Here is a 24,990-nt window from a genome sequence, read left to right on the forward strand (position 1 = left end):
ATAACGGCGCTCAGGCGTTCCAGCTCCACTCGGCGACCTCGGGCAGGTCGGTGCCGTGTGCCCGGATCCAGTCGTGGTGCCGGGTGCGGGCGTCGGCCATCCGCTGGCGTACGGCGGCGGCGCGGACCGCGAGACCCGGGACGCGGTCGATGACGTCCATGACCAGCCGGTAGCGGTCGAGGTCGTTGCGGACCACCATGTCGAACGGCGTGGTGGTCGTCCCGGACTCCTTGTAGCCGCGGACGTGCAGGTGCTCGTGTCCGGTGCGCCGGTAGGCGAGGCGATGGATCAGCCACGGGTAGCCGTGGTAGGCGAAGATGACCGGCTTGTCGGTGGTGAACAGGCCGTCGTACTCGAAGTCGGTCATGCCGTGCGGGTGTTCCCCGTGGGGCAGCAGCCGGGTGAGGTCGACGACGTTGACGACGCGGACCGCCAGGTCCGGCAGGTGACGGCGCAGCAGCTGTGCCGCGGCCAGCACCTCCTGGGTGGGTACGTCCCCGGCACAGCCCAGCACCACGTCGGGCGTGCCGCCGTTCTCGGTGCCGGCCCAGTCCCAGACTCCGGCGCCGCGTGCGCAGTGGACGCGGGCCGCGTCCATGGACAGCCAGTCGAAGCACGGCTGCTTGCCGGCCACGACGACGTTGACGTAGTCACGACTGCGCAGCGCGTGGTCCGCGACCGACAGCAGGGTGTTGGCGTCCGGCGGCAGGTAGACCCGGACGACCTCGGGGCTCTTGTTGAGCACGTGGTCGACGAAGCCGGGGTCCTGGTGGGAGAAGCCGTTGTGGTCCTGGCGCCACACGTGCGAGGTGAGCAGGTAGTTGAGGGAGGCGACGGGGGCGCGCCAGGGCAGTTCGCGGGAGGTCCTCAGCCACTTGATGTGCTGGTTGACCATCGAGTCGACGATGTGCACGAACGCCTCGTAGCTGGAGAACAGTCCGTGCCGTCCGGTGAGCAGGTAGCCCTCGAGCCAGCCCTGGCAGAGGTGTTCGGAGAGGATCTCCATCACGCGGCCGTGCGGGTCGAGGTGTTCGTCGACGTCGAGGGTGCCGGCCTGCCAGGCCTTGCCACTGGCCTCGTAGACGGCCTGCAGTCGGTTGGACGCCGTCTCGTCGGGGCCGACGAGCCGGAAGTCCCGCCGGCCGGCGGTGTCCTTCATGACCTGCCTCAGGAGGTCGCCGAGGACGCGGGTGGGTTCGTGGAGGGTGGTGCCGGGCTTGTCCACGGGCACGGCGAAGTCGTCGAGGTCCGGCATCGGCAGGTCGCGGACGAGCAGCCCGCCGTTGGCGTGCGGGGTGGCCCCGAGCCGGCGGGCACCCTCGGGGACGCAGGCGAGGACGTCCGCGACGGGCCGGCCCTCGGCGTCGAACAGTTCCTCGGGCCGGTACGACCGCAGCCAGGCCTCCAACTGGTGCAGATGCTCCGGATTTTCCCGGACCGCCGACAGCGGCACCTGGTGGGAGCGCCAGGTGTTCTCCACGGGGACACCGTCCACCTCGGCAGGACCGGTCCACCCCTTCGGCGTGCGCAGCACGATCACCGGCCAGGACACCCGCTCGGTCGCACCGTCCTCGCGGGCGGCGCGCTGCGCCGCCGCGATGCGGTCCAGGGCGGTGTCCAGGGCCTGGGCCATCGCCCGGTGGACGAGGGCGGGGTCGTCGCCGGTGACGTGGATCGGCTCGTGGCCGTAGCCGCGCAGCAGCGCGTCGAGTTCGGCCTCGGGGATGCGGGACAGCACGGTCGGATTGGCGATCTTGTAGCCGTTGAGGTGCAGGATCGGCAGGACGGCGCCGTCGTGGACCGGGTCGAGGAACTTGTTGGAGTGCCAGGACGCGGCCAGCGGCCCGGTCTCCGCCTCGCCGTCGCCGATCACGCAGGCGACCAGCAGGCCCGGGTTGTCGAATGCGGCGCCGTAGGCGTGGGCGAGGCAGTAGCCGAGTTCGCCGCCCTCGTGGATCGAGCCGGGGACCTCCGGGGCGACGTGGCTGGGGACGCCGCCGGGGAAGGAGAACTGCCGGAAGAGCCTCGCCATGCCCGGGGCGTCACGGCCGACGTCCGGGTACTTCTCGCTGTAACTGCCCTCCAGCCAGGAGTTGGCCAGCACCGAGGGTCCGCCGTGGCCCGGCCCCCAGACGCACAGCGCGTCCAGCCCGCGTGCGCCGATGACCCGGTTCAGGTGGGTGTACACCAGGTTCAGTCCGGGTGAGGTGCCCCAGTGCCCGAGCAGCCTCGGCTTGATGTGCTCGGCCCTGAGGGGCTCGGTGAGCAGCGGGTTCGCCAGCAGGTAGATCTGGCCCGCCGCCAGGTAGTTGGCGGCGCGCCAGTGGGCGTCCAGCGTGCGCAGCTCCTCGTCGGTCGGTGCAGTCCGGGTGTCCTGGTCCTCGGGCATGGCTGGCTCCGTGGGTGATCGACGCGGTGATCGGGGCATCAGGGGAGGGGTCGGGACGGGGAGTACCAGTTTCCCGCCCGCCTCGTGCCCCGGGCGGCCGGACACGGGCATGTGGCGCAATCCGAGCGGGGGCGCTCCCGGCTCCGTCCCGTGCTCTTCCTCCGGAGGACCGGTTCAGTCGTGCGCGACGACCGCGACCGGTGCCGCGGCGTGGTGCAGGACGGCGTGGGTGATCGACCCGATGCGGATACCGAAGGGATTGCGGCGGACGCGCCGCCCGACCACGACGAGCGAGGCCTCCCGTGACGCGTCGATGAGCCGGATGGACGGGCTGCCGCCGAAGGACTCCTCCACGACGTCGACGTCCTCGAACTCCGCCCTCCAGGGGCGGAGCACCTTCGCGAGCGTCGCGGTCCGTTCCTCGGCGATCACCCGGTACACGTCCGGGTCGGCCGGCAGTCCGTGGACGTAGTACGGCGGCAGGTTCCAGCCGTGCAGGACGCGCAGTCCGGTGCCCCGCCGGGCGGCCTCGGCGAACGCGAAGCGGATCACCGCGTCGTCGGGCCGGTCGGCGTCCACGCCGAGCAGGACCGGCCGGTAGCGGGTCGCGGCGGACGGGATGCCCGTGGGATCCGGCTCGTGCTCGTCGGCAGCCTGCTCCCCGGCACGGACCAGGACGACGGGCCGCTCGGTACGGGCCACGACGGCGAGACCCACGGAGCCGACCAGGAATCCGGCGAAGCCGCTCATCCCGCGGGAGCCCAGCACGAGCAGCTCGGCGTCCTCCGCGGCCTTGACCAGCACCTCGTGGGGCCGGCCGGCGACCTGTTCCGTGGTGACCTCGACCCCGGGGTGCCGCAGCCGCAGCCCGGTCGCGGCCTCACCCGGCGTGGTCCCCCAGCCGTCGGCCGGGAGCGACTCCGCCTCGCCGCCCCCCTTCTCCTGCCGGCCGGTCTGCGCGCCGGGGAACGGCGCCCGGGCGACAGGCTCCGGGAGGGACTCCCGGACCTCGACCAGCCGGAGCGGCAGACCCCGCACCTTCGCCTCGCGGGCCGCCCACTCGGCGGCGGCCCGGCTCTCCGCGGAACCGTCGAAACCGATGGTGATGGTGCGGGGCATGACGTGTACCTCCTGTTGTCGGACCTGCCGGCTGTTGTCGGACCTGCCGGCCGGAACGGACCGGTATCGCTGCCGTCGGGATCACCTCCAGTATCAGTGGGCCGGCCGACCGGCCGACAGGGGCCACAGGTCCCCACGGGGGCCGAAGGTCCCGCCCCGGAGTACCGGCGCCGCCTCCCGGTACCCGGCGAGGGTCCCGCCCCGGTCCGGGGACACCGGCTCGATGGGGCCGGATGCCTTCGATCGGGGCCGTACGGCCCATGGCACCGGCGGCGGTTCCGCAGGAGGCTGAACCGCATCGGAATCACCCGCACGCCGCACCGACAGCCCGCCCCACCCCGTATCCCTCTGTCCCGTAAGGGAGGCCGCGATGTTCGCTCCCCCGTCCCCCGGCATGCCGCGCGCCCTGCCCGCCGAGCATCGGGCGAAGCTCCTGGAGACCGCCCGCGAGGTGTCCTTCCCGCAAGGGACCCGGCTGTTCGAGGAGGGTGGCCGCGCGGACCGGTTCTGGGTCGTCCGTACCGGTACCGTCGAGCTCGACATGCATGTCCCCGGCCGCCGGGCCGCCGTCATCGAGCGTCTCGGGCACAACGAACTCGTCGGCTGGTCCTGGCTGTACAGCCCGCACGTCTGGCATCTGGGCGCAGAGGCGGCCACCCCGGTACGGGCCTACGAGTTCGACGCCGCGGCCGTCCGCGCGATGGGAGAGGACGAGCCCGCCTTCGGGCGGACCCTCGCCCTGTGGGTGGGCCATGTGGTCGCCCACCGGCTGCACTCCGCCCGGGTCCGGCTGCTGGACCTGTACGGCCCTTACGGGGCGGGCAGCGGCGTCTGAACCGGACACCGGGGCCCGCGGCGGTGCGGCAGGCCACCGCCGGCAGGTGTCAGCCGCCCGGGCGCAGGGTCCAGACGACCGTCATCTCACCGGTCACCGCACCGTCCTCGCGCCGGATCTCGATCGACACCGGGAACTCGGGGCGCCGGCCCTCGTCCAGCTCGGCCACCACCTCGGCGGGCGGCCGGCCCAGGGTCGCGGTGGCGGTGACGGGGCCCATCGCCAGCTTCCGGTAGGCGATCTCGGCGCGGACCGCGAGGGGCACCGCCCGCGCCAGCTGCTCCCCGAACGCGGCGAGCACGATGGCCCCGCTCGCCGACTCCCCCAGGGTGAACATCGCGCCGGCGTGCGGGCCGCCCACGTGGTTGTGGTAGTCGCTCTGGTCCGGCAGGGACACCACGGCCCGTTCCGAAGTGGTCTCCAGGAACCGGAGGTCGAGAGTGCGGGCCATGGGCACCGTGGCGGCGAGCATCTCGCCGACGGTCGTCCGGTCGTCGCTCATGACCACACGTTACTCACGGGCAGGTGCGGCTGGCCAGGCCTCGGGGCCGACGGCCGGCCGTGCGGCGGCCTCCCCCGCGCGGTTTCCCGGCCCGCGCGGCCGGACCCGGAGCAGCAAGGACCGCGGGGGATGCGCGAGCGCACCGGTGCCCCGACGACGTGCGGCCGCTCGGGGTTGCCTCCGGATCACTTCCGGCTCCTGGTTGCTACGTCCCTGTCAACGGGCAGTGACCGAATCGTGTCACTGCCCGGGCTAGGGTGGCTCACCATGTGGCCAGGAAACCAGCCGCCCGGGGGCGAGCAGAACCCGCAGTCGGGCAATCCGTACCAGCAGCCGGGGTACCAACAGCCGAATCCGTACCAGCAGCCCGGCGCCCAGCAGCCGAACCCTTACGCGCAGCCGCAGCAGTGGGGGACGCCGGACACCGTGGGCATGCCCCAGCAGCCGCAGGGCGGGGGCGGCGGGAAACAGACGAAGATCGTGGCCGTCGTGGCCGCGGCGGCCGTGGTCGTGGCCGCCGGTGTCACCGGCTTCCTGGTGCTGGGCGGTGACAAGGACGACACCGCCGACAAGAGGGACGCGCAGCCGTCCGTGAGCGCGTCCGAGAAGCCCTCCACGGAGCCGAGCTCCTCCGGCTCCGACGACAGCCCGCGGGGCGGGGACGCCGAGAAGGCGACGGTTCCGGGCTGGCAGGTCGTCACGAACACGCGCTTCGGCACTAAGTTCGACGTCCCCGCCGACTGGGAGATCGAGGATCCCGGCACCAGCGTGGGCTTCGAATGGGAGGAGGAGGACGGTGAGCTGGACCGCACCACCGTCACCGCCCCCGCCTATCTGAAGTCCAAGTGGTGCACGAGCGACGACGACAAGGACGGCCGCGAGGACGACACCGCCCTCGTGACCGCCGGCACCCGTGGCGAGAACGGCGCCAAGACCTCGGACCAGGCCGCGGAGACCCGTGTGCCGTGGTGGATCTACGGCGGCTACACGCAGCCCGACAAGAAGAGCGTGAAGTCCGGGAAGCCGAAGGCGTACACGACCGCCTCGGGCATCAAGGGCAGTGTCGTCACGGCGCACTCGGAGAACACGCCCCAGAACGGCACGTGCGACAGCGAGGGCAAGGCGATCACCTTCGGGTTCAAGAACGGTGCCGGGGACTTCGTCACCTGGAACCTGTACGGCGCCAAGGGCGTCGAGGACGAGATCCCGGAGGAGACCGTGCAGAAGATCCTCAGCACGGTACGCCTCACCGAGGAAGCACCGACCGAGTCGTAGCGGGCAGGGGAGGCCGAGGGTTCCTCCGGCCGTTTCCCGCCGCCCCGAGGGCGGGAAACGGCCGGAGGAACCCTCGGCGCGTGGGGCGGCACATTTGGCAAGTCGGCCCCGCTCCGGCGATAGTCACGGGGTGCCGACCACCGCCTCCTCCTCCCGGCGTCCTGTCCGGGCGGGCCGCAACTACACGCTGCTGACCGCGTCCGCCGTGGTGACGAGCCTGGGCAGTCACGGTGCGCTGATCGCCTCCGCGTTCGCGGTGCTGGGCGCGGGCGGGGACGGCGGCGACGTGGGCCTGGTGGCCGCCGCCCGCACCCTGCCGCTGGTGCTGTTCCTGCTGATCGGCGGCGCCGTCGCGGACCGGCTGCCGCGCCACCGTGTGATGGTCGCGGCCAATGTCCTCAACTGTGTCTCGCAGGCCGCGTTCGCGGCACTGGTCCTGGCAGGCGAGGCCCGGATGTGGCAGATGATGCTGCTCAGCGCACTCGGCGGAGTCGGCCAGGCGTTCTTCGGGCCGGCCGCCGAGGGCATGCTGCTCTCCTCCGTCGAGGGCGAGCAGGCCGGCCGGGCGTTCGCGGTGTTCCGGATGGCGATGCAGGGCGCGACACTCGGCGGCGCCGCCCTCGGCGGTCTGATGATCGCGGCGATGGGGCCGGGCTGGGTGCTCGCGGCGGACGCGGCGGCCTTCGCCGCCGCGGCGGCCCTGCGGGCCTTCCTCGACGTGAAGCACATACCCCCGCGCGCCCCGGGCGGCGGTCTGCTCGCCGACCTCCGGGACGGCTGGCGGGAGTTCTCCGGCCGGCCCTGGCTGTGGGGCATCGTCGTCCAGTTCTCCGTCGCCAACGCCGTGGTCGGCGCCGCCGACGCGGTCTACGGTCCGCTCGTCGCCCGGGACCATCTGGGCGGCGCGGCGCCCTGGGGTGTGGCCCTGGCCTTCTTCGGGGCCGGCACGGTGCTGGGCGCGCTGCTGATGACCCGCTGGAAACCGCGCCGCCTGCTGTTCGTCGGCACCCTGTGTGTGTTCCCGCTGGCCCTGCCGTCCGCCGCGCTGGCCGTGCCGGTACCGGTGGCGGTGCTGTGCGCGGTGATGTGCGTGACCGGTGTGACCGTCGAGGTGTTCGGGGTCTCCTGGATGACGGCGCTTCACCAGGAGATCCCGGAGGAGAAACTGTCCCGGGTGTCGGCCTACGACTGGTTCGGGTCCGTCGCCCTGGTGCCGGCCACGATGGCGCTGGCGGGCCCCGCCGAGACCGCGTTCGGCCGCACGGAGGCGCTGTGGGGCTGTGCCGCGCTGGTCGTCGTGGTCACGGCGGCGGTGCTGTGCGTGCCGGACGTACGCCGCCTGCGGCGCCGGACGGTGCCTGTCACCGGGTCGGCCCCGGTCGCCGGCAAGGGGTCAGCCGATGCCGAACGCCCCGTCGGGGGGCTCGGGTGACGGTACGGCGTCCTCGTCCCGCACCGGCCGCGCCCCGCCGGTGAAGTCCCGCAGGGCCGCGCCGTGCTCGACGCGGGCCGGGAAGGCGTCGGCCGCGGTACGGCGGGCCAGGGCGACGAGGTCGAGGGGACGGTGCGCTGCGGCGAGGACGGCGTTGCCGAAACGGCGCCCGCGCAGCACTCCCGGCTCGGCGATCAGCACCAGCTCCTCGAACACCGTTGCCAGTGTGGCCAGTTGGGAGCGCAGGAAGGCGAAGGGGGCCGCGTCGGCGAGGTTGCCGAGGTAGACGCCGTCGGCCCGCAGGACGCGGGCGGCCTCACGGGCGTACGCGACGGAGGTCAGGTGCGCCGGGACGCGTGAGCCGCCGAAGACGTCGGCGACGAGGACGTCCGCAAAGGCGTCGGGAGCGCTCTCCAGCCAGGCACGGGCTTCCGCGGCGTGCAGCGTGATGTCCGCGCCCTCGGGCAGCGGCAGCTGCCCGGCGACCAAGTCCAGCAGTTCCCCGTCGAACTCGACGACGTCCTGCCGGGAGCCGGGGCGGGTCGCGGCCAGGTAGCGGGGCAGGGTGAGCGCGCCGCCGCCGAGGTGCAGTGCGTCCAACGGGTGCCCCGGCTCGGCGAGGGTGTCCAGCACGTGCCCGAGCCGCCGGGTGTACTCGAACTCCAGATGGGCCGGCTCGTCCAGGTCGACGTAGGACTGCGGTGCCCCGTCGACCGTCAGCAGCCACGCCCGTTCCCGGTCGACGTCGGGCATCAGCTTCGCGGTGCCGTGACCGACGGCGCGGGTGACGGGTATCGGCTCGTTCATCGTCCCATTGTGCCGTCGCGCGGCCGGGCGCCCGCCCCGTGCCGGTGCGGGTGCGGGCGCTGCGGGAACTGCGGGAACGCGGACGGCGGCCTTCGGGGCATCCGCGGTCGCGGATGCTGCGAGGAGGAAGGCGTGCCGGAACATGTCGTCGGTTCCGGCGACCACGGCGCCGGACGTCGAACGGTTTTCCGCGGTACGCGGGCGGGACGTCCCACACGGTGGTCGCGCGCCGGGTGTTCCGGCCGCGGTGGCACGTATGAGACGCACGCTACGGCGTCCGGTCGCATTCGTCGGTTAGTGTCGCCGGATGCTCGATGCCACCAACCGCTCTGGGGGCACCGCTACTGCCCCTCCCCGGGCCTCCGCCGCACAGCTCACCGCCGTCGTCCCCGCGGCGGTGTCCTCGGCGGGCCTCACCGCCCGCTGCGCCAGATTCCTGCTGTCCCCCTGGTCGCGCCTGTCCCTGCTGGTCGTGCTGCTCGCCTCCGCGGCCTCGACCATGCTGCTGCTGGAACCGCAGAACCTGCTGACCGACGGCCTGCCGCCGCAGCTCGGCGGCGCCGCGGCGGTCGTGGCGTACGCGGTGGCCTACGGGGTGTGCACGGTGGCGTTCGTACCGCGCCCGATCCTGAACCTCGCGGCGGGCGCGCTGTTCGGCAGCCAGTGGGGGCTCGGCGCCGCGCTGGGCGGCACGGTGCTCGGTGCCGGACTCGCGTTCTGCCTCGGGCGGGCCCTCGGCCAGGACGCGCTGCGTCCACTGCTGCGAGGACGCTGGCTGAAGGCGGCGGACAACCAGCTGAGCCGGCACGGCTTCCGCTCGATGCTGGCGGCGCGGCTGTTCCCGGGGGTGCCGTTCGCCGCGTCGAACTACTGCGCCGCCGTCTCCCGGATGGGTCTGCTGCCGTTCCTGCTGGCGACGGGGCTCGGCTCGGTCCCGAACACCGCCGCCTACGTCGTCGCCGGTGCCCGCGCCTCGACACCGACGTCCCCGGCCTTCCTGATCTCGCTGGCCTGCATCACCGTGCCGGGCCTGCTGGGCGCGGTGGTGGCGTGGCGCAAGCGGCACCGGCTGCGGGCACGGTGAGACGGCGCCGGGCACCGGTCCGGCCCTGTGCCCGGCCCCTGGCGTCAAAGCCGTCATCTTGGGGCGCTACTGTTCGCACTCGGTACGCGTGATCGTCGATCACTGCCCACGGCACTTCGGCGTGCCCTTCCTCCTCTTCCGCGATCGGCACTTGGACACCACTGCCTCATGTCTTGGTTTGAATCTCTCATCCTCGGACTCGTCCAAGGGCTGACCGAGTTCCTCCCCGTCTCCTCCAGCGCGCACCTGCGGCTGACCGCGGCCTTCTCCGGCTGGGAGGACCCCGGCGCGGCGTTCACCGCGATCACCCAGATCGGTACCGAAGCCGCCGTGCTGATCTACTTCCGCAAGGACATCGCGCGGATCCTGTCGGCCTGGACCCGCTCGCTCACCAACAAGGAGCTGCGCCGGGACCCCGACGCGCGGATGGGCTGGCTCGTCATCGTCGGCTCGCTCCCGATCGGAATTCTCGGCCTGACGCTGAAGGACCAGATCGAGGGGCCGTTCCGCGACCTGCGGCTCACCGCGGCGATGCTGATCGGCATGGGCATCGTCCTCGGTGTCGCCGACCGGCTTGCGGCGCGGGACGAGCAGGGTGGCCGGCACCGCACGCCCAAGCAGCTCAAGTCGCTCGACAACCTGACCGTCAAGGACGGCCTGGTCTACGGGTTCTGCCAGGCCCTGGCGCTCATCCCGGGCGTCTCCCGCTCCGGTGCGACCATCAGCGGCGGTCTGTTCATGGGCTACAAGCGCGAGGCAGCGGCCCGCTACTCGTTCCTGCTCGCGATTCCCGCCGTGCTCGCCTCCGGTCTCTTCGAGCTGAAGGACGCCACCGAGGGCGGTCACGTCACCTGGGGCCCGACGATCTTCGCGACGGTCGTCGCCTTCGCGGTCGGCTACGCGGTGATCGCGTGGTTCATGAAGTTCATCACCACCAAGAGCTTCATGCCGTTCGTCTGGTACCGCATCGCGCTCGGCATCGTCATCATTGTGCTGGTCAGCATGGGTGCGCTGAGTCCTCATGCGGCTGAATCCGGCGGCTGAACCAGGGCCGCACAAGTAGCGCTATCGAGCATTTCCTAGCGCCTGATTGCAGCACCACGCCATGATCATCTCCCACTTGTCTCCCACTCATCTCCCACCGGGGAGGCGGGATACTGGGCCCGGCACCTGGCGGGCCTGCGTCCTCGACAGCTGGAGGGCCCCGAGGACGCACTGCGTCACGTCCTTCGAACACTGGCCAAACGGTGGCAGTACCTCGACGCCGAGGCCAAGGAACTGACGAAAATGATCGCTGAGCTGGTCCACCGTGCCGCCCCGCAACTACTCGAACCATTCGACATCGGTGTGGACACCGCCGCGGAGATCCTCGTCGTGACCGGCGACAACCCTGAACGCATCAAGTCCGAAGCCGCCCTCGCCAAGCTCGCGGGCATCGCTCCCGTGCCCACCGGCTCCGGCATGACCAGCGGCAGGCACCGCATCAACCACGGCGGCCACCGCCAGCTCAACGCCGCGATCTACCGGACCGTCATCGTCCGCACGCGATTCCACCAACCGACGATCGACTACGTCACCCGCCGCACCGCCGAGGGCAAGACGAAACGCGAGATCATCCGATGCCTCAAACGCTACGTCATCCGCGAGGTCTACCACCTGATCCGACCCGCACCACGGACCGTCCCCACAGCGAGTTGACAACTATAGGAGCGTCAACGCCCCGATGGAGAGCACGATCGGCCTGTTCAAGACCGAGCTGATCAAGCCCCGACGGCCATGGAAGACGCTGCCCGATGTCGAGCTCGCCACCGCCGAGTGGGTCGACTGATACAACCACCGACGACTCCACGGTGAGGTAGGCCACATCCCACTCGTCGAATACGAAGCCAACCACTACACCGAACGCACGAAACCCCAGGTCATCACCATAACCTGAGATCTCCACCGAACCCGGGGCGGTTCACAGCCGCTCACACCACCGCCGTCAGTCCTCGGAAGAATCGAGGCCAACCCCACTGAACTGCGAAAACGAACTTGGCGGAGTCTCACTGCGACCGCACCGTCCCGGTCATCGCTACCCGGACCAGCCGGACCGGACCGGCGGTGAACGGTCTGCGCGACCGGTTCACGTACCCGCGACGGCAGAGGCACGTCGGCCGGCACCACGACGGTCCAGCCCGCTGTGGCCGGGCTGGACTCCACAGGTCTGCTCGACGTCCGGCCCGCAGCCACGAGAGACACACCGTAGAGGCGGTCCGCCTGCAAGAACCCGCCGACCATATGCGCCCTCTATTCACCTCATCGAGTTATTTACGTTGATTCCTCCACCTATCTGCTGATTGGTGCCCTGATGATGTCCGACGAGAGAACCCCGTTTCCTGGGGTCCTCCATGGACGAAAGGACATACGCATGCGAGGCAAGCAGGCGATCGGTGCGGGCATTCTGACGCTGGCCCTGGTATCCGGAGCCGGGTGGGCGGCCCAGGCCACCCCCAGTGAGTCCGCCACCGGCCAGGCCACAGCGGCCAAGGCACCGGCACGGGCCGCGGCCGTGGACGGCTATCAGATCGTCCGGCTCCCCAACGCCGACGTGCCCAACTTCCAGCGCCGGACCGTCTACTGCCCGGCGGGTAAGCAGGTCATCGGCGGCGGCGCCGAAGCCCAGGGCAACGGCGCAATCCTGGTCGGCAGTTTCCCCACGGACGACGGTCGCGGCTGGATCGCACTCGGCCGCCAGGACGGCTACTCCACCGTCGGCATCAGTGTGTACGCGATCTGCGCCAACCCCTGACCGGCAGCCCCTGAGAAGCCATCCGCTTACCGCTCGGCAGACTTGACCAGTCGAGCACGGTTCCTGATCGGGTGATCTCTCGGAGGCCAGGGCATACTGACTTCGGCTCGTCAAGGTGACGCTGGATCGACGAGGGTCAGGTCGGTACCGGCTATGAAGCCGTCGAGGGTGTGGGACCGGTACTGGAGGCGCTTGAGCCGGTTGCGGACCAGCGTTTCGAGCCGGTCGAGGGCGACCACTGCGAGGTTGGCCAGGCTGCGTTTGACGTGTGCCCATACCCATTCCACGGGGTTGAGATCGGGTGAGTAGGCGGGGAGCAGGAACACCGTCAGCCATTCGCGCTGGGCGATCACCTCACGCATGGCGTGGGAGACGTGGGTGTTCAGGCGGTCCCAGACCAGCACGATCGGCGCCTGGACGAGGTGGTGGGTGCCATCGACCAGCGCGACGAAGTCGCGCTCGCCCATGCTGCGGCGTGCGCCTTTGCCGGCGGGGTGGGTACGCAGGCGGTGGCACAGCCGCCGTGCGGGAGCCCGGCCGCATCGCGATCAGTCCGGCCAGCGACAGGCGTCCTGAGAGTCGTCCGCTGACGGTCACGACCGGGGTGCGGCCGCGCCGGCCCCAGGTACGTCCTTTGGGCGGTCGGCGGGGGAACCTCAACCCTCGGTGACCGTCTTCTCCGAGGACAACGCCAAGGCGACCGCGTCCCGCTTGAACTCGGCCGTGTACCGCTTACTCATGTTGCTCTTGCTACTCACTACCTGTGACTGCTTCCTCCGGGACCATCCGTCCCAGTATCAAGCTGTCCGGCCAGCGGGGGGAACCTCACCGCACCGGATCAAGGCCGGGAAGAAGCGGCTTCAGCGGATCTTCTTGAAGTCGGTGCGCACTGTCACCGCAACTCCCGCGAGGGAAAAATCGATCTCCTCACCGAACCGGTAGGGCACCGCCGAGGTGTACTCGTCGCCCTTCGGCGCCTGGTAGAGCACACACTCCCCGGTCAACACATCGACGATCAGGTACGTGGGAATCCCGCGCGCCGCATACTGGTTGAGCTTGCGCCCATAGTCCCGCCCGACCGTCGAGCGGGACACGCTCTCGGCCACGAAGTGAACATGCTTCTGGTCGACGAAGGCATCACCCGGACCAAGCGCACCTGCGTCGACCACCAGCACATCGGGCTCGGGCGTGTAACCGTCCCTCTCCGGCAGTACGCCCTTGTCCCGCGTGACGTGCAGACCGGACTCCCCTCCCAACTGCTCCGCCAGCTGCAACCGGATCGAATCATCCGCCTCGCTGTGCGCCTCCGTCACCGGCGACATGTACAGGCGCCCCTGGTCGAACAGCAGCTTGACCGCCTTGGGCAGCTTCATCGAGCTGCGCACCTGGCGCAGCCACTGCGCATACTCCGGATACATCGCGGTCATCGCACCTCCCTGCTCATCCCGAGATACCGCCATCGTACGGGCCGGGCACCACCAACCAAGCGGATGTTGACACAGGGCTCCGAGACACGCTGGGAGTCGCGGCCAACCGGTCGTCGCCCCCAAGCGCCCATCTCGCCGCATCCCCGCGGAGCAGCATCGAGGGGAAGCAGAGCAACTTTCGGGTCACCTTGTACAGCAAGGACATGATCACCCGGACATGCTGCCAGCCGATGACCCGTCACCGATGCCACCTGCGACGACGGCTTTCCGAACGGCACAGGCTGGCGCTGTTCTCGCCCGCTCCGTATCTCAAGATCTCAAGCTGGCGAAGCCGCTTCACGCAGAGGCTTCCCATCCGCGGAGTGATCGGGAGGTCGAGTCGCCCCTTCCCAAGGCCGCGCCACCCTCGGGTGAATTCAAAGTGCCCGGTCGCGGCAGTCACACAGCGATCATCCCACTCAGATGCGCGCTCACCGACGATGCGCAACGCTACGAAGCTGGCCTACTTCGTCTCGTTCGGGTAGCTCGTGTGCACCTGCTCCAGGAAGACCGTGCGCTCGTGGACGTAGAACCAGACGCGCGCGGCGCCCTTCGCAGTCGGTTTGTGTTGCCACCTCTCATGGGTCGCGCCGCCACGCCCGATGACACCGAGCTCACCTTTGAGCCGATCATTCGTCGGCGTCGTGGACAGTGGCGTCCGCGCGAGGAAGTCCCAGGTCTCCGTCATGGAGTTGCGGATCGTCGCGACGCGGTCGCGCCATCCCTTCTGCGCGTCGGCTGTGGCGAAGCGGATCTCGTACTCGATCTTCTTCGGAGAGCGAGGAACCAGCTCGCCCTTCCTGGCGGCCGCCACGGCTACGGACGCTCCACGGTCTCATCGTCGTCGAACCACTCCAGACCGGCGCTGCCGCTGCTGAGCCCGGCCGCAATGGCGGTGGCCGTTTCCTTCCAGGAGGTCAGCTCTGCGATCGCGAGGTGCGGCTGGTCGGTGGCGAACGACGCGCGCGCCGCATCGACGAGGTCCTGCGCGCAGGACTCCCGGTCGGCCGGCGACAGCGCGAGCATCCAGGGGAAGGCCTTGGACATCCGCTCGGCGAGCGAGCCGCGGTCGTCGAGGGTGACGGTGATGAGCTGCGCGGCAAAGTTCAGCAAGCGGGCACGGCCCTCGGCCTCGCGCTGCGACATCAGGACCAGAGCCTCGCCGTCGCGCCGGGTCACCGTCACGGGGTGGTCCTCGGCCTCGGCGAAGACCTCGGCGGAGTGCTTGCTCAGGTCCGAGGAGCGCCGAGTCGCCACGGGGAGGTCTGCTGCGATGGTCATGGATCCATAGCATTCGGAACGTATTCGGAAGTCTAGTGGAGGCCGCAGAGTACGTGCGCCAGACTCGACCTCCGGACGCGGTCCGATGCCAGATCTCAGCCTTCCTTGATGCTTGAGTCAGACCCGAACTCACAGCCGGTCGATCGTCGAGACGGGGCGCGCACTTACTAGCTGTTTCTCAACCGATCAGGTGTCTGAGCTGCATGTTTGCGGTTTGTGATCTTCGTGGGCGGGTGTGCAGGGTGGTGGTGTCTTCGTTGCCGAGCCCGGAGGTTCTGCTGTGCCCACGCCCGCCGCTGTCATGACGCGCCGACTGCGCGCCTTCGAAGCCCGTGCCGTCGGGCTCCGGCAGCGGATCACCGCTCTGGAGGAGGAAGCGGCCCAGGTGGACAGGGAGATCGCCCGCTGGCGTATCGGCAGCGAGATCTGGGACGAGGTCGAACAGGAACTGCGCGGTGATGCCGGTGAGGCTGCTGTTTCCCGCAGCCCGTCCGACAACAGGGAGGCGCCGGCCGACGCGGAGGTGGAGAGCCCTGCCGGCGCAGGTGCCGACGCCGGAACCGGAGCCGGAGGTGAGTCGCGGTATGTGCCGCAACGGCAGGAGGACTCCGATCCCAGCAGGCTGCCCGGCCTCTACTCGAAGATCGTCGAGTTCGTGAGGGAAGCGCGGGAACCGGTGCGGGCTCGGGAGGTGGCCCAGGCATTGTTAGGTGAGGGGGCCGGCCGCAGTCGGCAGGAGGGTGTGCCCTGTCAGCTCAAGCGGCTCGTCCAGCGGGACTGGCTGACCAGCGCCGACGGCCGGGAGTTCACCGCGGCAGGATGACGGGCGCTCACACCGGCCGGGCCCGTCCGGCGGCCGCCTCGTGGTCCGCGGCGGCCAGGCGGCGGGTCATGAGGGTGACCATGGCCCACTTCACGTAGCTCTCGTGGGCGGCGGCGGCGGTGCGCTCGTAATCACGCACCAGGCGACGGCAGTTCACCAGCCAGGCGAACGTGCGCTCGACCACCCAACGTCTCGGGATCACCACGAAGCCAGCTCTGTCGTCGCGGCGGGACACCTCGACCTTCATGCCGAGGGCGTGCAGGGCCCAATCCACCAGGGCGCCCGCATAGCCGCTGTCGGCCCACACCAGACGCACCCGCGTGAAAAGGGAACGCACCCGTTCCAGGAGGGCCACACCCGCGTCGCGGTCCTGCAGGTCCGCGGCGGTGACCATCACCACCAGCAGCAGACCCAGACAGTCCACGGCGATGTGACGCTTGGAACCCGACACCTTCTTCGCCCCGTCGTACCCGCGCCGCTCCCCGGTCAGGGTGGAGGCGCCGCGCAGGGACTGGGAATCGACGATCGCCGCACTCGGCTCGGGATCGTCCCGCCCTTCCACGATGCGTACCTGCTCCCGCAGCCTCTCGTGCAGTACGTCCAGGAGCTCGTCCGTGTGCCAGCGATGCTGGAATGCGTAGACGGCCGACCAGGGCGGGAAGTCGGCCGGCATCGCCCTCCACTTGATGCCGTTGTCGACGAAGTACCGCACCGCATCGATCATTTCGCGGTGGCAGAAACCCTCCGGGTTGCCCCCGCGGCCACATAGCCAGCCCGGCACAGGCATCACCCGCCGGACGATCTGCCATTCCTCGTCCGTCAGATCGGTCGCGTAGACGCGGGCCCGCAGCGGCCGGTCCCCGGCATTGCCGTACAAGTGAGCGAGGCAGTCACACTCCGCGGCGAACCGCAGGTCGGGCAACGGACGATCGGACAGGACGACGGTAGCGTTCTGCATGACGGGGCTTTGTTCCTCGCGTGGCTGGCTTAGACAACCGACACGCTATGAACAGGGCCCCGTCCTCATGCCCACTCCCGGACTCCGTCACCTGATCCAGGACACCGTACGGGACGCCATCGAACACCCGACGGTTGAGAAACAGCTAGTTATATATGGCGATATGACGTAGCAGATATACTTCCTCGTGCTTCGCGGGTCGTTACGAACCGGGCGACGACGCCGTCCCCTTCGGTCAGCTCGGCCATGATGGCGAGTTGGACGGACGAGACTGGGTGCTGTGTCCGCAGCGCGGTCGGCGAACGCTGAGGTCACGGATAGTTCCTGCACCTGCTCATGCTCGCCATGGCCAGGAAGAGGAATGCGACACCTGCGAGAACGACCGCCGTGCGGCAGCGGAGTTGTTCACCCCGGATCAGGAGATCCTCGGGCTTGTCAGGCTGCCTGTGCCAGGTAGTACGGGCTGACGACGTCGCGGCGGGCGGCGGGCTGGGCCTTGCGGCGGGTGAGTCGGCGGCTCATCAGCGTAATCGCCGCCCAGTTGGTCAATGATTCGCTCATCTCGGGAAGCCGTTCGTGGTCCCGGCAGTGACGCCGCGCCCGCATGATCCACGACCAGGACCGTTCACCACCCACCGGCGCGGCAGGACGCCAGCCGCCTTCAGTGGTCTGATGCACCCACGCCCGCTGCCGCGGCGCCGTCGCCGGCTGGATCACCCGTCACCCCGACACGCTCACCCAGGACGAAGGCAAGCAGCTCAAGGCGGTGCTCAACGCCTGCCCAGAACTGGGGCAAACTCACGAACTCGTCCGCGACTTCGCGCGGATACTCGCCCAGCGCACGGGTGCTCACCTGCCGGACTGGATCAGCTCCGCCCGCGACGCGCAACTGCCCGGGATCACCGGCTTCGCCCGCGGACTGATCGCCGACTTCGAAGCGTGATCGCCGGGCTGACCGTGCACTGGAGCTCCGTGGGCACCGAAGGTGCGGTGAACCGCATCAAGAAGATCAAGAGACAGCTGTACGGTCGTGCCGGATTCGACCTGCTCCGCAAGATGATCCTGCTTCAGTGACCTTCCGCGACCGCTCCCCAAGATGTGGCGCCATCGCAGCCTCATCCCACAGGGCATGTCCATATTCTGACCGCAAGCCCCCAGCCGTGGCCTCCATCCGTCGACAGCCCGGGGCGAGGGCGGCCGTGCCCTCAGTAACGTGGCGGAGTCTGCCCGGCAAGGGCTCCAGGCTCATCACTGGCGAATGGTCCGAGAAGCCGGAATGGTTGCAGCGGTCCGGTGATGTGCACTGCGGAGTTGGTCCGGCCATGGTGTGATGCGGATCACCGCAGCGTGGTCCTCGCAGAGGACAGGAAGGAGTGTGGAGATTTCACTGCGGGCCCGCGTGCGGGCCGGGGATCCGGATGCGTTCAGGCAACTCTTCGACGAGCACGCTTCGGTGGTCCACCGGCACGCCGTGCGGATGACCGGCAACTGGGTCGTGGCCGACGACATCGTGTCGCTGACGTTCCTGGAGGCGTGGCGGCTGCGTGAGCGGGTGCTTCCGGGTGACGACAGCCTGCGCCCGTGGCTGCTGGGGATCGCGACGAACGTCACACGCAACACCGCGTGGGCGGCGCGAAGACACCAGGCCGCGCTCATCAGGGTCCCGCCCCCCGATCCTGTGCCGGACTTCGCCGACGAGGTGACACAGAGCCTGGCCGACACCGATGAACTGGCCGCCGCGCAGAAGGCATTGAGCAAGATGCGCCGCGGGGAGCGCGAGGTGTTCACGCTCTGCGTGTGGGAGGGCCTGGACGCCGCCACAGCGGCTGCGGCTCTGGGCGTGGCCGTCGGCACCGTACGGGCCCGGCTCTCGCGCGCGAGGAAACGCCTGCGCAAGCTCACTGAGCTCGAACTCGACGGAGGCACAGGCGGCAATAACGGCGCGGAAGACGCCACCGGGCAGAACCGAATGCAACGCCCGGCCGCGGTCGGACAGTTACCGGTTAGCCGCCATCAGGCGGCTCGGTCCACGCAGGAGAAGAAGCGATGAACACCAACCCGCGACGACGGGATCAGCCGGTCGACTACCAGGATCTGGCCGAGTTGCTGCCCGCGCCGGGCCGTCCGGTGCTCGCGCAGGACCGCCACCGCGTACTGAGGGAACACCTGATGGAGCAGATCACTCACGAGACCACCCACGAGCACTCGGGTGCGACGAACCCATCACCGAGCGCATCACCTGTGCCCCCCGCACGCCGACGCCCCGGGCGGCGCCTCGTTCTCGTCGCGGCCCCGCTGGCACTGGCCGCCGTCGTGAGCCTGGGCGTAGTGGCGGTCGACGGCGCACAGGACGGCCGGCGCGACGCAGCTGCCGCAGGTGTCACCGCGGACGAGCACCGGAAAGCCACGCAGTTGCTGGACCGGATCGCCCTGGCGGCGGCCGACCGCCCGGCGGTCACGGTACGCGGCAGCCAGTACATCTACACCAAGTCCCAAGGGTCGGCAGGTGAGTTGGGCGTTGACTTCCGCGATTTCGAAGAGCTCGCGAAGCGCAAGGGGACCTTCAAGGTGGAGGAGTACAAGGGGTCCGTCCGACGGGAGCAATGGGATTCGGTAGACGGCAAGCGGAACGGTTTGAGGAAGGGCGTCGCGCTCAACGACCCGTCCAAGAAGATGGTCATGGACATGAGCGGCGTCGGATACCTGACCTTCCGGCAGCTTCAGGCTCTGCCCACCGATCCCGACGCGCTGCTGAAGAAGCTCTCCGGCGATGCGAAGAATGTGGAAGCGAGCCGCCTCACGGAAGTGGTCGTCGAGAACCTCGGGGCCATCATCGACGACGCCACTCTGCTGCCCGACCTCGGCGCCGCGATCTACCGTGCCATGGCCAAGCTCCCCGACGTGCGCGTCGTGAGTCATGTCAAGGACGCCGCAGGGCGGGAGGGCGTCGGCCTTACGTTCCAGGGCTCCTCAAAGGGCTACGCCTGGGTCTTCGACTCGTCGAGTCTCGTCTACCTTGGAACAACCAAGAGCGCACTCCTGGGAATTGGCGTCGCGGACAAAACGGGTGAGGTGCCGGTCAGCTCATCCTGAGTCAGCCTCGCTGCCGCCGCGCAGCCAGAAGGGCGTCCGCTCCGGCGGACGCCCTTCTGGAGTTCCGGCGGTGCCGAAGGTGCTGTGAACCGCAAGAAGATCAAGAGACAGCTGTACGGGCATGCCGGATTCGACCTGCTCCGCAAGATGATCCTGCTTCAGTGACGCTCCGCGACCGCTCCCCAAGATCTGTGCCAGAACCTGTCCGGCACCGCTGAGGAACACCTCACCGAACATCAGGTGCTGCTGGACGAGATGTACGAGCACGTCGCCGAGTCGCTGCCCGACAACGCGGCCGTCGACATCGTGGACGGGCGGATCAGTCTGGACCGGTTGGACGCGGACCCGCTGCCGGCGGGTTGACAGGTGGTCCACGACGCGGTGCAGACGATGCTGCCCCGGCGGCGCCCTCGGGGGAAGGGCGCCGCCGGGGCAGCCGCGGGGCCGCCCACAGGTGACCTGTCCTGTGTATTCAGCGCGGCTGCCCCGGGCGGGTGATCTCGGCGATTCACCCTCCCCGCCGCTCACCGGGGAGTACAGCGGTCGTGGTCGGATGCTGTGACCAGCGGCCCCCACTGCTGCCGGGCTGGCCGAGGACGATGAGTACTGAGCCGGTCAGGGCAGAGCCGCCCAAGATAACGATGCAGCAGCTGGCCCTGCCGGCGGCGTCGGCAGGGCCAGGGAACCCTGGATCATCCGGATCGCCCTACCCGTCGCCCTCATCCCAGCCCGTCCCTTCTTCGGGACCGTTGCGTTATCGCAGATAGTCGCTGGCCTCGGCTCCGAGGACGTTCAGCAGAGCCAGGGCCTCGGCGCTTCGGGATCCCTGCGGCGTGCTGTAGAGCACGAGGTGCTGGTCGCGGTCCGTAAGCGTGAGTGAGTCGCAGTCGACGGTGATCTCCCCGACGACCGGGTGCCGGAAGGTCTTGGTGAGCATCGGCGCGGCCTGTACGTCGTGCCGCTCCCAGAGTCGGGCGAATTCGGGGCTGGAGTCCCGGAGTTCGTCGACGAGTGCGGTCACCGCGGGGTCGGAAGGGTATCGGGCGAGGGTGGACCGGAGCCCCATGACGACGTGGTGCCGGAACTCCGCGGCGTCGGAGACCCCGTACAGCGGCGCATCGTCGCGGGCCGGCCGGAGGAATGCCCGGCGTGCGAGATTGCGGTTCTCCGAGGCGAGCTCGCCGAAGTCCTCCATGAGCGCCGCCGCGAGGTCGTTCCACGCGAGCACCTCGAACACGGCGGAGGTCACGAAGGCGGCCGTCTGCGGCAGCCGCTCCAGCAGCGCGAGGATGCTCGGGCGGACGTCGCGCCGGTGCAGTCCGGTCCGGCTCGGCGCGGTGCCCGCGAGGACGTGGAGGTGGTCCGACTCGGCGTCCGTGAGCCGCAGCGCGCCCGCGATGCTGGCCAGGACCTCGCCCGACGGCCGCGGTGCCCGGCCCTGCTCGAGCCGGACGTAGTACTCCGTGGAGATGTGCGCGAGGACCGCCACCTCCTCGCGGCGAAGACCCGGTGTCCGGCGTCGCGGGCCCGAGGGGAGGCCGGTGTCCTCCGGCCGGAGCCGCTCGCGGCGGGTGCGGAGGAACGCCCCGAGCTCATGCTTGTCCATACCCCAAGTGTGCACGCCGCGCGGCGACGGATCCTGGTACCGCCTGTGCCTGAATGCGTTCCGGAGACCGGATGAGACTGGCGGCATGACGAACACCATCGACACCGCACCCATCGGCCTGCTCACCGGCAAGGTCGTCTTCATCACCGGCGCCAGCCGCGGCATCGGCGCGGCCGCGGCCCGGCTCTTCGCACGGGAGGGCGCCGCCGTCGTGCTCGCCGCCCGCAGCACCGACGCCCTCGACCGCATCGTCACCGAGGTCCGCGCTGACGGGGGCATCGCCGACGCCGTCGCCCTGGACCTCGCCGACCGTGCCAGCGTCCGCGCCGCCGTCGACCGTGTCGAGGAACTGCACGGACGGCTCGACGGCGCTTTCAACAACGGTGCGGCCGGACAGCAGCAGCCCGGCCCGCTCGACGCCACGACCGACGAGGACATCGACGAGCAGTTCAACGTGAACTTCCGCTCGCACTGGACCGCCATGAACGCCGAGGCCGCACTCATGCGAAGGAACGGGGGTGGGGCGATCGTCAACACCTCGAGCATCGGCAGCCGCCGCGCGAACCCCGCCCTGCCCGCATACGGCGCGATGAAGCGCGCACTCAACAGCATCACAGAGACCGCCGCGGTGAGCTGGGCCCGTGACGGCATCCGGGTCAACGGCATCACCCCCGGCGGCACCGCCACGGAGATGATCGACGCATGGGAGGCGGCGACCCCCGGCATCGTCGAGCACATCAAGGCATCGATCCCGCTCGGACGGATGGCCGAGCCCCACGAGGTCGCCGAGGCGGCCGCGTGGCTACTCAGCGACCGGGCGTCGATGGTGACCGGTGCGATCGTGCCGGTCGACGGCGGCGCGGGCGCCTGAGAGTCAGGCTCTGGCCGTGGCGGAAGGCGCTGTTCGCCGACCTCTACAGCGACATCGTCCTGGACTTCCTGGAGCGCCACCCGACCTCGCGGGCCGCGGCGAAATTCGCCCCCGAGCCAGTGGATGCGGGACCTGGAGGTGGTCCAGGACAGAGCCCCGATCCTGCGCGAGCCGGCCCGGGCCTTCGACCTGCGCGCCGACTGCGCGGCGGCCGCCGCCCGCCGCGCAGGCAAACGCGGCCGGTACCAGGTCGGTCACCATCCCTGGGAACAACAACGCGCCGATCACCACCGGTGACCATTCCCCGATCCGGAATGCGCGATGAGCGCGACCGGCCCGCCCTCTGACCCGGGCTGTGACCCGACAGTCCCCGAGCCCTACGAGCCGGGCGCGGGTCCGGGTGAGGGGTCAGTCACCATCGGCGGCGACAACAACGCGTCGATCAGCGAACTTCTCGATGGCCGCCGGCGTGACGGGGGTGAAGAAGTTTATGAGGTTGCCGTCGGGGTCGCGGAGCAGAAGTGACCGGTTGCCCCAGGGCAATGTGGTGGGCTCGGTGACGAACTCGTCGACGAATTCGGCCAGGTTCCGGTAGACGCCGTCCACGTCGGCTACCAGGAATTCGAGGATGACGGTGTTGTTGTCGGCCGGACGGGCAGAGCCGGGCGCGAACAGTGTCACGGTCCGGGTGCTACCGATCGCGAGGGTCCCGCTGGTGGTCTGTAGTTCGGCGAAGTCCTCGGTGGACCAGACCGCCCGCACTTCGGTCGCTCGCTCATAAAAGTCGACCATGCGCGCGACGTTGTCTGTGATGATCCGGATCGAAACGAAGTCCATGGTGCTCTCCTTGGTCGGTGCAGCAGGCGCGCTTCGAACGCTAGAGCAAATAGTGGACAGAATCGGTCCGGTATCAGCGCTAGGGTTGTGGGCATGGCTCGACCTACCAGCCGCGTGCTCACCCTCCTGGAACTCCTGCAGTCGGGTGGTATCAGAACGGTGGCCGAACTCGCCGACCGGCTCGGCGTCGACGGCCGTACGGTGCGGCGGTACGTGGACCACTTGGGCGACCTCGACATCCCTGTCGAGTCGGTCCGTGGCCGTTACGGCGGGTACCGGCTCGCCCCCGGGTACCGCCTGCCTCCGCTGATGCTCAACGACGACGAGGCGCTTGCCGTACTGCTCGGCCTGGTCGCCGGCCACAGGCAGGGGTTACTGACGGCCACCGGCGCCGCGAGCGAGACCGCAACGGCCAAGATCCGCCGAGTACTGCCCGAGCGTCTCGCCCGTCGGCTCGACGCCGTCCTGGACGCCCTCGCCTTCACCGCTCCGCCCCGGGAGGCGGCCACCCCGGAGACCGGTGTCCTGCTCGCCGTCGCCGATGCGGTGCGCCATCGCCGCCCGATCTCGATCAGGTACACCGCCCGAGAGGGCCAACGCAGCGAACGCACATTGCACCCGTACGGGATTGTGGCCCATGCGGGCCGCTGGTACGTCACGGGTGCCGATCCCCAGATCGGCCAGGACCGGACGTTCCGGCTCGATCGCATCGCGGACGCCAGGACCCTGCCAGGCTCCTTCGAGCCGCCCGCTGGACTCGATCCGGCGCAGCGCTTTCTGTCCGGGCTCGCCAAGGCCGTGTACCGGCACGAAGTGAGCCTTCGTATCCACGGGACGGTCGAGCAGATCCGCGCCCGACTTCCCGCCAGCGTCGCCAACGTGCTGGAACCCGTGCCCGCGGAAGGCGCGGATCCCCACACCGAGCGCTGGCTGCGCATCGAACTGCGAGCGGAGCGGCTCGACTGGTTGCCCCCTGTGCTGGCTTCGCTGGACCGGCCCTTCGTCATCGAGCGGCCGGAGGAACTCCGGGACCTTGTCATCGCGCTCGCCGACCGGCTCACGACCTCTGCCCGCCAAGCCTGACGTCACCAGCTACGGCGACTTTCCCCAAGCCGACTTGGCCTCGGGTCTGCACGCGTCGGGAGTCGGGGCGTCGGGGACGGACCAGATCAACCGAGACAGCACCCGACAGCCAGGAATCTGAGCTTGTTCTTTAACCTCGGTCCTCGAACGTCGAGTAGGACACCGTCACTCACCTGGGGATTCGCCAGACAGGCGGACGGCCCTCGCATGATCCTGCGTTCCGCCAAGGAATCAGACTCATACGAAGGCCGCAGGGGTGAGTGTGCTGCACGACGATGCCCGGTGGGACGCGTTCGACTTCACGTCACACTTCCGGGAGGACTTCTACGCGTGCCTGACCCGGCGCGGTGACACCCTGTTCGAGCTCACGGACGCGATGCTGTGCGAGAACGGGCCGGTGACCTCGCCGGTCGATCTGACGCTGGTGGCCGAGCACAGGCGGGGGCACGGCGCGTTGTACGACGCGCTGAACTGCGGCCGGATCGAGGAGAGCCGGCTACGTCGGGCGCTGGCGGTGCTGCCGCAGCCCAAGGCCGCCGACAACCGCCTGGTCCTGGCTGTCGATGTGAGCAACTGGCTGCGCTCGGATGCCCCGACCAGCGCGGACCGTCTGTTCTGTCATGTCTACGGCCGGAACGGACGCGCTTCGGATCAGTTCGTGCCGGGCTGGCCGTACTCCTTCGTCGCCGCGCTGGAGACCGGGCGCACCTCGTGGTGCCAGCTGCTGGACGCCGTACG

27 protein-coding genes and 2 pseudogenes are annotated in these 24,990 nt (G+C 69.8%); 16 read left to right on the forward strand and 13 right to left on the reverse strand.

Annotated features, from left to right (window positions below; all coding sequences use genetic code 11):
• Positions 1-10: 10 nt before the first annotated feature.
• Together TU30_RS14880 and TU30_RS14885 are read right to left on the reverse strand one after the other, a co-directional pair.
• Entirely contained in the window at positions 11-2,389 is a 2,379-nt protein-coding gene (locus TU30_RS14880) for a phosphoketolase (RefSeq protein ID WP_042169728.1), read from the reverse strand.
• 174 nt (positions 2,390-2,563) lie between these two features.
• On the reverse strand, positions 2,564-3,508 hold the full coding sequence (locus tag TU30_RS14885) for a universal stress protein (protein WP_042169730.1): 945 nt from the start codon (positions 3,506-3,508) through the stop codon (positions 2,564-2,566).
• A gap of 370 nt (positions 3,509-3,878) precedes the next feature.
• Here TU30_RS14885 and TU30_RS14890 point away from each other — a divergent pair, with 370 nt between their 5' ends.
• Positions 3,879-4,343 carry a Crp/Fnr family transcriptional regulator gene (locus TU30_RS14890; protein ID WP_042169732.1) on the forward strand — a complete coding sequence of 155 codons (465 nt, stop codon included), beginning with the start codon at positions 3,879-3,881 and terminating at the stop codon, positions 4,341-4,343.
• Between the two features lie 49 nt (positions 4,344-4,392).
• On the opposite strand, the gene TU30_RS14895 is transcribed toward TU30_RS14890, so the two are convergent.
• Positions 4,393-4,845: a DUF4442 domain-containing protein gene (locus TU30_RS14895; RefSeq protein WP_042169736.1), complete on the reverse strand. Its 453-nt coding sequence runs from the start codon at positions 4,843-4,845 to the stop codon at positions 4,393-4,395.
• A 267-nt stretch (positions 4,846-5,112) separates the two neighbouring features.
• On the opposite strand from TU30_RS14895, the gene TU30_RS14900 reads away from it, so the two are divergent.
• A complete protein-coding gene (locus TU30_RS14900; protein WP_042169739.1) occupies positions 5,113-6,120 on the forward strand; it encodes a membrane protein in 1,008 nt (335 codons plus the stop codon).
• A 130-nt stretch (positions 6,121-6,250) separates the two neighbouring features.
• Positions 6,251-7,552: an MFS transporter gene (locus TU30_RS14905; RefSeq protein WP_042169742.1), complete on the forward strand. Its 1,302-nt coding sequence runs from the start codon at positions 6,251-6,253 to the stop codon at positions 7,550-7,552.
• On the opposite strand, the gene TU30_RS14910 is transcribed toward TU30_RS14905, so the two are convergent.
• Positions 7,514-8,359: a spermidine synthase gene (locus TU30_RS14910; protein ID WP_042169745.1), complete on the reverse strand. Its 846-nt coding sequence runs from the start codon at positions 8,357-8,359 to the stop codon at positions 7,514-7,516. The two genes, TU30_RS14905 and TU30_RS14910, sit on opposite strands and share 39 nt — an antisense overlap.
• A gap of 307 nt (positions 8,360-8,666) precedes the next feature.
• On the opposite strand from TU30_RS14910, the gene TU30_RS14915 reads away from it, so the two are divergent.
• The 4 genes from TU30_RS14915 (at position 8,667) to TU30_RS14935 (ending at position 12,234) form a co-directional block, all read left to right on the forward strand.
• Positions 8,667-9,443, forward strand: a complete 777-nt coding sequence (locus tag TU30_RS14915; protein WP_042169748.1) for a TVP38/TMEM64 family protein — start codon at positions 8,667-8,669, stop codon at positions 9,441-9,443.
• A 168-nt stretch (positions 9,444-9,611) separates the two neighbouring features.
• Positions 9,612-10,487, forward strand: a complete 876-nt coding sequence (locus TU30_RS14920; protein ID WP_042169751.1) for an undecaprenyl-diphosphate phosphatase — start codon at positions 9,612-9,614, stop codon at positions 10,485-10,487.
• Positions 10,488-10,730: 243 nt separating this feature from the next.
• Positions 10,731-11,141 (forward strand): transposase, encoded by a 411-nt coding sequence (locus tag TU30_RS14925; protein ID WP_234307864.1) that lies wholly within the window; start codon positions 10,731-10,733, stop codon positions 11,139-11,141.
• Positions 11,142-11,853: 712 nt separating this feature from the next.
• Positions 11,854-12,234 carry a hypothetical protein gene (locus TU30_RS14935; protein ID WP_042169753.1) on the forward strand — a complete coding sequence of 127 codons (381 nt, stop codon included), beginning with the start codon at positions 11,854-11,856 and terminating at the stop codon, positions 12,232-12,234.
• Positions 12,235-12,344: 110 nt separating this feature from the next.
• Here the strand turns inward: TU30_RS14935 and TU30_RS14940 are convergent.
• The 4 genes and pseudogenes from TU30_RS14940 to TU30_RS14955 all read right to left on the reverse strand — a co-directional run bounded on the left by TU30_RS14940 (position 12,345) and on the right by TU30_RS14955 (position 14,981).
• Positions 12,345-12,831, reverse strand: a pseudogene (locus tag TU30_RS14940) (transposase).
• Between the two features lie 263 nt (positions 12,832-13,094).
• The gene (locus TU30_RS14945; RefSeq protein WP_234307865.1) at positions 13,095-13,661 is read right to left on the reverse strand and encodes a Uma2 family endonuclease; all 567 of its coding nucleotides are present in this window, start codon (positions 13,659-13,661) and stop codon (positions 13,095-13,097) included.
• A 502-nt stretch (positions 13,662-14,163) separates the two neighbouring features.
• Positions 14,164-14,514, reverse strand: coding sequence for a hypothetical protein (locus TU30_RS14950; protein ID WP_042169762.1), 351 nt, complete (start codon positions 14,512-14,514; stop codon positions 14,164-14,166).
• A gap of 2 nt (positions 14,515-14,516) precedes the next feature.
• Positions 14,517-14,981, reverse strand: a complete 465-nt coding sequence (locus tag TU30_RS14955) for a prevent-host-death protein (RefSeq protein ID WP_042169764.1) — start codon at positions 14,979-14,981, stop codon at positions 14,517-14,519.
• A gap of 280 nt (positions 14,982-15,261) precedes the next feature.
• Between TU30_RS14955 and TU30_RS14960 the strand changes: the two genes are divergently transcribed.
• Entirely contained in the window at positions 15,262-15,804 is a 543-nt protein-coding gene (locus tag TU30_RS14960) for a hypothetical protein (RefSeq protein ID WP_042169767.1), read from the forward strand.
• Between the two features lie 7 nt (positions 15,805-15,811).
• Here TU30_RS14960 and TU30_RS14965 read toward each other — a convergent pair whose 3' ends face one another.
• Both TU30_RS14965 and TU30_RS37240 read right to left on the reverse strand, forming a co-directional pair.
• Positions 15,812-16,762, reverse strand: coding sequence for an IS5 family transposase (locus tag TU30_RS14965; RefSeq protein WP_042169769.1), 951 nt, complete (start codon positions 16,760-16,762; stop codon positions 15,812-15,814).
• Positions 16,763-17,263: 501 nt separating this feature from the next.
• Positions 17,264-17,433: pseudogene (locus TU30_RS37240) on the reverse strand (IS5/IS1182 family transposase); the annotation flags it as partial.
• Between the two features lie 95 nt (positions 17,434-17,528).
• Between TU30_RS37240 and TU30_RS36005 the strand changes: the two are divergent.
• From TU30_RS36005 to TU30_RS14980, 3 genes are all read left to right on the forward strand, one after another.
• Complete coding sequence (locus TU30_RS36005) at positions 17,529-17,705, forward strand: hypothetical protein (protein ID WP_158719318.1); 177 nt, start codon at positions 17,529-17,531, stop codon at positions 17,703-17,705.
• A 432-nt stretch (positions 17,706-18,137) separates the two neighbouring features.
• Positions 18,138-18,812, forward strand: coding sequence for an RNA polymerase sigma factor (locus TU30_RS14975; protein WP_042169773.1), 675 nt, complete (start codon positions 18,138-18,140; stop codon positions 18,810-18,812).
• The gene (locus TU30_RS14980) at positions 18,809-19,855 is read left to right on the forward strand and encodes a CU044_5270 family protein (RefSeq protein WP_042169775.1); all 1,047 of its coding nucleotides are present in this window, start codon (positions 18,809-18,811) and stop codon (positions 19,853-19,855) included. Before TU30_RS14975 ends, TU30_RS14980 begins: the two co-directional genes overlap by 4 nt.
• Here the strand turns inward: TU30_RS14980 and TU30_RS36010 are convergent.
• Positions 19,847-20,092: a hypothetical protein gene (locus tag TU30_RS36010; protein ID WP_158719319.1), complete on the reverse strand. Its 246-nt coding sequence runs from the start codon at positions 20,090-20,092 to the stop codon at positions 19,847-19,849. The genes TU30_RS14980 and TU30_RS36010 overlap by 9 nt on opposite strands.
• Before the next feature lie 3 nt (positions 20,093-20,095).
• Here TU30_RS36010 and TU30_RS38010 point away from each other — a divergent pair, with 3 nt between their 5' ends.
• Entirely contained in the window at positions 20,096-20,218 is a 123-nt protein-coding gene (locus TU30_RS38010) for a hypothetical protein (RefSeq protein ID WP_267889340.1), read from the forward strand.
• Positions 20,219-20,609: 391 nt separating this feature from the next.
• On the opposite strand, the gene TU30_RS14985 is transcribed toward TU30_RS38010, so the two are convergent.
• Positions 20,610-21,461 carry a helix-turn-helix transcriptional regulator gene (locus TU30_RS14985; RefSeq protein ID WP_042169777.1) on the reverse strand — a complete coding sequence of 284 codons (852 nt, stop codon included), beginning with the start codon at positions 21,459-21,461 and terminating at the stop codon, positions 20,610-20,612.
• Positions 21,462-21,546: 85 nt separating this feature from the next.
• On the opposite strand from TU30_RS14985, the gene TU30_RS14990 reads away from it, so the two are divergent.
• Both TU30_RS14990 and TU30_RS36015 read left to right on the forward strand, forming a co-directional pair.
• Positions 21,547-22,332 carry an SDR family NAD(P)-dependent oxidoreductase gene (locus tag TU30_RS14990; protein ID WP_042169779.1) on the forward strand — a complete coding sequence of 262 codons (786 nt, stop codon included), beginning with the start codon at positions 21,547-21,549 and terminating at the stop codon, positions 22,330-22,332.
• A 138-nt stretch (positions 22,333-22,470) separates the two neighbouring features.
• The gene (locus TU30_RS36015; protein ID WP_199816856.1) at positions 22,471-22,629 is read left to right on the forward strand and encodes a hypothetical protein; all 159 of its coding nucleotides are present in this window, start codon (positions 22,471-22,473) and stop codon (positions 22,627-22,629) included.
• Between the two features lie 111 nt (positions 22,630-22,740).
• Here TU30_RS36015 and TU30_RS14995 read toward each other — a convergent pair whose 3' ends face one another.
• Positions 22,741-23,169, reverse strand: a complete 429-nt coding sequence (locus tag TU30_RS14995; protein WP_042169784.1) for a glyoxalase/bleomycin resistance/extradiol dioxygenase family protein — start codon at positions 23,167-23,169, stop codon at positions 22,741-22,743.
• A 93-nt stretch (positions 23,170-23,262) separates the two neighbouring features.
• Here TU30_RS14995 and TU30_RS15000 point away from each other — a divergent pair, with 93 nt between their 5' ends.
• Together TU30_RS15000 and TU30_RS15005 are read left to right on the forward strand one after the other, a co-directional pair.
• A complete protein-coding gene (locus TU30_RS15000) occupies positions 23,263-24,252 on the forward strand; it encodes a YafY family protein (RefSeq protein WP_042169787.1) in 990 nt (329 codons plus the stop codon).
• Between the two features lie 262 nt (positions 24,253-24,514).
• The coding region (locus tag TU30_RS15005) for a transposase (RefSeq protein WP_370626656.1) at positions 24,515-24,990 on the forward strand (476 nt) is incomplete at its 3' end.

The organism is Streptomyces sp. NBRC 110035 (assembly GCF_000829695.1).
Lineage (GTDB): Bacteria > Actinomycetota > Actinomycetes > Streptomycetales > Streptomycetaceae > Streptomyces.